Below are 2668 nucleotides of genomic sequence, written 5' to 3' on the forward strand. Positions count from 1 at the left end.
AGCCCAAACCGGGGTGGCGTGCTGCCCCGGGGTTATAGGACTACTTTTAGAAAGTCAGATCAAGCTGAATTATCTGGAAAGATAAGCCATAGCAGGTGAAAGCCCTGTAGGCGGAAATTCTGATGGACGTGTAGTATCCTGAGTAGCGCGGGACCGGAGGAATCCTGTGTGAATTATCCAGCACCATCTGGAAAGGCTAAATACTCCCTAGAGACCGATAGTGAACCAGTACCGTAAGGGAAAGGTGAAAAGCACTCCGAACAGGAGAGTGAAATAGTTCCTGAAACCGTGCGCCTACAAGCGGTCGGAGCCAGTAAAATGGTGACGGCGTGCCTTTTGCATAATGAGCCTACGAGTTAATCCTCACTGGCGAGGTTAAGCACTTAAGTTGCGGAGCCGTAGCGAAAGCGAGTTCTAACAGAGCGTTTTAGTCAGTGGGGTTAGACGCGAAACTTTGTGATCTATCCATGGGCAGGTTGAAGGTTTGGTAACACAAACTGGAGGACCGAACTCATTAGCGTTGAAAAGCTATGGGATGACCTGTGGATAGGGGTGAAAGGCCAATCAAACTGAGAGATAGCTCGTTCTCCCCGAAATGTTTTTAGGAACAGCCTCGTTAATACGGTATCATAGAGGTAGAGCTACTAATTGGGCTAGGGGGCTTCACCGCCTACCAAACCCTAATAAACTCCGAATGCTATGATATACTAACGGGAGTGAGGCTGTGGGCGCTAAGGTCCATGGCCGAGAGGGAAATAACCCAGATTAACAGCTAAGGTCCCTAATGGTATGTTAAGTTGAACAAACGCAGTTTAAACCCAGCAACAGCCAGGATGTTGGCTTGGAAGCAGCCATTCATTTAAAGAGTGCGTAACAGCTCACTGGTCGAGGGTTTGAGCACGGAAAATGATCGGGCATCAAACATACAACCGAAGCTTTAGGATCGTGCACACGAGTGTATGATCGGTAGGGGAGCATTCCAAACTGCATTGAAGGTGTACCGCGAGGTATGCTGGAGCGTTTGGAAAAGAAAATGTAGGCATAAGTAACGATAAATAAGATGAAAAATCTTATCACCGTAAGACTAAGGGTTCCTGATCAACGTTAATCGGATCAGGGTTAGTCGGGTCCTTAGGCGTACCCGAAAGGGGAAGCTGATGGCAAGCTGGTGAATATTCCAGCACCTGCTATAATTTCGAAGGGGTGACGGAGGAGTGAAAGGACTGCGCACTTACGGAATAGTGCGTTAAAGGGAGTAGGTATAGGTTGTGTAGGCAAATCCGCATGACTTGCTGAACCTGATAGTACTGCAAAGCTTCGGCAGCGCAGATAATGTCCCTAATCAGACTTCCAAGAAAACCCTCTAAGGCTAGGTTATAGCAGCCCGTACCGTAAACCGACACAGGTAGTCGAGGAGAATATCCTAAGGTGCTCGAGTGATCCGTGGTGAAGGAACTAGGCAAATTGACGCTGTAACTTCGGGATAAGGCGTACCGCAGTGATGCGGTCTCAGTAAAATGGTCCAACCAACTGTTTAACAAAAACACAGGGCCCTGCAAAATCGAAAGATGACGTATAGAGCCTGATACCTGCCCGGTGCTGGAAGGTTAAGGAAGGGAGTCAGCCTTCGGGTGAAGCTCTTGACTGAAGCCCCAGTAAACGGCGGCCGTAACTATAACGGTCCTAAGGTAGCGAAATTCCTTGTCGGGTAAGTTCCGACCTGCACGAATGGTCTAATGAGTTGGACACTGTCTCCACCACGAGCTCGGTGAAATTGTAGTATCGGTGAAGATGCCGGTTAATCGCAACGGGACGGAAAGACCCCGTGAACCTTCACTACAACTTAACATTGATTTTGAGTGACAGATGTGTAGGATAGTTGGGAGACTATGAATCGGCTTCGCCAGGAGTCGAGGAGTCAACGTTGAAATACCAACCTTCTGTTACTTAGAGTCTAACCCGTTGAGGGGACATTGTTTGGTGGGTAGTTTGACTGGGGTGGTCGCCTCCTAAAAAGTAACGGAGGCTCGCAAAGGTACCCTCAGTACGGTTGGTAATCGTACGTAGAGCGCATTAGTATAAGGGTGCTTGACTGTGAGGCTTACAAGCCGAGCAGGAGCGAAAGCTGGCTAAAGTGATCCGGTGGTTCTGCATGGAAGGGCCATCGCTCAAAGGATAAAAGGTACTCCGGGGATAACAGGCTGATCTCCCCCAAGAGCTCATATCGACGGGGAGGTTTGGCACCTCGATGTCGGTTCGTCACATCCTGGGGCTGGAGAAGGTCCCAAGGGTTCGGCTGTTCGCCGATTAAAGTGGCACGTGAACTGGGTTCAGAACGTCGCAAGACAGTTCGGTCCCTATCTGTTGTGATCGTTAGTAAATTGCGAGGACATGACCTTAGTACGAGAGGACCGGGTCGTACGTACCGCTGGTGTATCAGTTGTGCCGCCAGGTGCAGTGCTGAGTAGCTATGTACGGCATGGATAAACGCTGAAAGCATCTAAGCGTGAAACCAACCTCAAGATGAGTTTACTTTTAAGGGCCGTCGCAGACTACGACGTTGATAGGCTACAGGTGTACGGGTGGTAACATCCTCAGCCGAGTAGTACTAATTGCCCGTAAGCTTTAATTTTATTAATATATTTTGTATACAACTTCCCGATATGTA

At 48.9% G+C, this 2668-nt stretch carries 1 rRNA gene; it reads left to right on the forward strand.

The window, feature by feature from the left end:
• Window positions 1–2633: ribosomal RNA gene (locus LX66_RS28105) — 23S ribosomal RNA — on the forward strand; the annotation flags it as partial.
• Window positions 2634–2668: the final 35 nt, after the last annotated feature.

Origin of the sequence: Chitinophaga japonensis (genome assembly GCF_007830125.1) — a bacterium.
Classification (GTDB): domain Bacteria; phylum Bacteroidota; class Bacteroidia; order Chitinophagales; family Chitinophagaceae; genus Chitinophaga; species Chitinophaga japonensis.